Origin of the sequence: uncultured Campylobacter sp. (assembly GCF_938018035.1) — a bacterium.
GTDB lineage: Bacteria > Campylobacterota > Campylobacteria > Campylobacterales > Campylobacteraceae > Campylobacter_B.
This window is the reverse complement of the sequence record NZ_CALIJF010000384.1, coordinates 1-3,268: the sequence shown is the minus strand read 5'-3', so window position 1 is coordinate 3,268 and position 3,268 is coordinate 1. Positions and strand designations below refer to the sequence as shown.

3 protein-coding genes are annotated in these 3,268 nt (G+C 52.4%); all 3 read left to right on the top strand.

The window, feature by feature from the left end:
- Positions 1-49 precede the first annotated feature (49 nt).
- The gene (dcd, locus tag Q0257_RS11770) at positions 50-613 is read left to right on the top strand and encodes a dCTP deaminase (RefSeq protein ID WP_005871523.1); all 564 of its coding nucleotides are present in this window, start codon (positions 50-52) and stop codon (positions 611-613) included.
- A gap of 3 nt (positions 614-616) precedes the next feature.
- Positions 617-2,848 carry a type I DNA topoisomerase gene (topA, locus tag Q0257_RS11765; protein ID WP_298025017.1) on the top strand — a complete coding sequence of 744 codons (2,232 nt, stop codon included), beginning with the start codon at positions 617-619 and terminating at the stop codon, positions 2,846-2,848.
- A partial coding sequence (locus Q0257_RS11760; protein ID WP_298025016.1) for a metallophosphoesterase family protein occupies positions 2,845-3,268 on the top strand: 424 nt, incomplete at its 3' end. The genes topA and Q0257_RS11760, both read left to right, overlap by 4 nt.

Genomic DNA, 3,268 nt, shown 5'->3' with positions numbered 1-3,268 from the left:
TTTTGCTGCTATAATGCGCGAAAAATTTTGATTATTTTAAGGAAATTTTATGGGACTGAAAAGCGATAAATGGATCAGACAGATGTCGCAGCAGCACGATATGATAGCGCCCTTTTGCGAGGAAAATATCGGCCGCGGCGTCGTTAGCTACGGACTTTCGAGCTACGGGTACGACATACGCGTAGCGCGCGAATTTAAAATTTTTACAAACGTCGGCGGAACGGTCGTCGATCCTAAAAATTTCGACGCAAAAAACGTCGTGGACTTTGAGGGCGACGTCTGCATCGTGCCGCCGAATTCCTTCGCTCTAGCGCGCACTATCGAATACTTCAAAATGCCTCGCGACGTGCTTGCGATCTGCCTCGGTAAAAGCACCTACGCGCGCTGCGGCATCATCGTAAACGTAACGCCGTTTGAGCCGGGCTTTGAAGGGCACATCACGATTGAAATTTCCAACACCACACCGCTGCCTGCAAAAATTTACGCGAACGAAGGCATCGCGCAGGTTTTGTTTCTGCAAGGAGACGAACCGTGCGAGGTGAGCTACTGCGACAAAAAGGGCAAATACCAAAGCCAAAAGGGCATCACGCTGCCTAGAATTCTAAAGGATTAAACAATGAAAAATTTAATCATCGTAGAATCTCCCGCAAAAGCCAAAACGATCAAAAATTTCTTAGGCGACAATTACGACGTAATCGCGTCTAAAGGCCATATCCGCGATCTGCCGCAGAAAAAATTCGGCATTAAAATCAAAGATAAAAGCTTCGAGCCCGAATATGAAATCAGCGCCGATCACGATCAGATCGTAAAGCAGATAAAGACGCTCGCCAAAAAGGCGGATCAAATTTACCTCGCGACGGACGAGGACCGCGAGGGCGAGGCGATCGCCTATCATATCGCCGCTTCGATCGGCAAGCAGGCGCAGGAGTTGCCGCGCATCGTGTTTCATGAGATCACCAAAAGCGCGATCTCAAACGCGCTAAGTTCGCCGCGCAAGCTCAATATCGCAAGCGTAAACGCTCAACAAGCGCGCCGCCTACTCGATCGCATCGTGGGCTACAAACTAAGCCCGCTCTTAAATTTAAAGATCCAGCGCGGCTTAAGCGCGGGTCGCGTCCAAAGCGCCGCGCTTAAGATCGTCGTCGATCGCGAGCGCGAAATTTTAAATTTTAAACCGGTAGAATTTCACAGCATCGACGCGGTTTTTAAGAAGGATTTGGAGGCCGAGCTCGTGGAATTTCGCGGCGAGAAGATGGAAAAGCTCTCGATCAAAAACGCGGCGCAGGCTAGCGAGATCGTCTCTGAGCTGCAAAAAGACAAATTTAGCGTAGAGAGTATCGAGAGCAAATCGCGCAAAACAAACCCCTACCCGCCGTTTATGACCTCGACGCTACAACAGGCGGCAAGTACGGCTCTAAGCTTTAATCCGCGCAAGACGATGAGCCTCGCGCAGAGCCTTTACGAAGGCGTCAATACCAAAAACGGTGGCGCGATCACCTATATGCGAACCGACTCGCTAAATATCGCCAAAGAAGCGATCGCGGCGGCTCGCGAGCTAATCGGCGAGCACTTCGGCGAAAAATATCTGCCCAAAAGCCCGAATTTATACGCCACCAAGAGCAAAGGCGCGCAGGAGGCGCACGAAGCGATAAGGCCTACCGATCTGAAGCTTACCCCCGAGCTCGCACAAAAAATCCTGCCTCGCGACGAATACCGCCTTTACGCGCTCATCTACAACCGCTTCGTAGCCTCGCAGATGAGCCCTAGCGTCTCACAGATCCAAACGATCATCGTGCGCGGCGAAGCAGGCGCGTTTAAGATCAGCGGGCGCAAGGTGGAATTTGACGGATTTTACAAGGCTTACGGCGATCTGGATAAAGATAAAATTTTACCGAGCCTTAGCGCGGGCGACGCGATGAGCCTGCAAAGCCTAAGCTCGCAGCAGCACTTCACCGAGCCGCCGGCGCGCTATTCGGAAGCAAGCCTCATCAAAAAGCTCGAAAGCCTCGGCATCGGCAGGCCCTCGACCTATGCGCCTACCATCTCGCTGCTTACTGCGCGCAACTACGTAAATATCGAGCAAAAGCACCTGGTGCCGAGCGAGATCGCCTTTAAGATCACCGAGATGCTGGAGCAAAATTTTAAAAATATCGTCGATAGCGAGTTTACCTCCAAAATGGAAGAAAAGCTCGACGACATCGCCGAAAACAAAGCGGACTGGCAGCAAATTTTGGCGGATTTTTACTACCCTTTTATGGACGAGATCGCCAAAGGAAAAACGTCGATCGCAAGCCAAAAGCTAGCCGAAAAGATCGGCGAAACCTGCCCGAACTGCGGCGGCGAGCTACTTAAGCGCCAGGGCAGATTCGGCGAGTTTATCGCTTGCTCGAACTATCCGAAATGCAAATACTCGCGCAACGCAGACGCCAGCGCTGAGGGGGCGAGCGAGGAGAAGGCGGCGCCCGAAGTGCTAGATGAAAAATGCCCGCAGTGCGGTAAAAATTTGATCAAGCGCAAGGGCAGATACGGCGAGTTTATCGCCTGCGAGGGCTATCCGAAGTGCAAATACTCGCGTAAAATCGAAGGCGCGGCAAAGGAGAAAAAACCGCTCGTCTCCACGGGCGTTAAGTGCCCAAGCTGCGGCACCGGCGAGATCGTCGAGCGCTTCTCCAGACGCGGCAAATTCTACGGCTGCACGAACTACCCTAAATGCGGCTTTGTGAGCAACTACGCGCCAATCGCGCGCGCATGCCCGCAGTGCGGCAACTCATACATGCTCCGCAAAGAGCTGAAAAAAGGCAATTTCGCCGAGTGTCCGCAGTGCAAGCTTAAAGAAGAGATCGATTGATAATAGGCATCATCTCGGACTCTCATCGCGAAACGAAAGTCGCTGCCAGCGTCATAGAGTGGCTGCTCGCGCGCGGAGCGGATCTGCTCGTGCACGCGGGCGATATCGTCGCGAGCGAGACGCTGCGGCTTTTGCGACAAAGCGGCAAGCCCTACTTCGCGGTTTTAGGGAACAACGACGAAGCGCTTACCGAGTTTAAAAATGAGTTCAACCTGCACGACGAGCCCTTTTGCACGGAGTTTGCAGGGCTGCGGCTAAAAATAATGCACCATCCGTTTTATCTTTTTGACGAGGAGCCCGCGGCGCAAAATGAAGCTGGCGGATTAAATTTAGACGTGGATTTAGGTGCGGGTGCGGATCGGGCGGCAAATTTTCGCAAGGATTTCGGCGCAGACCTAGTCAAAAATTCTAGCTTTAGCG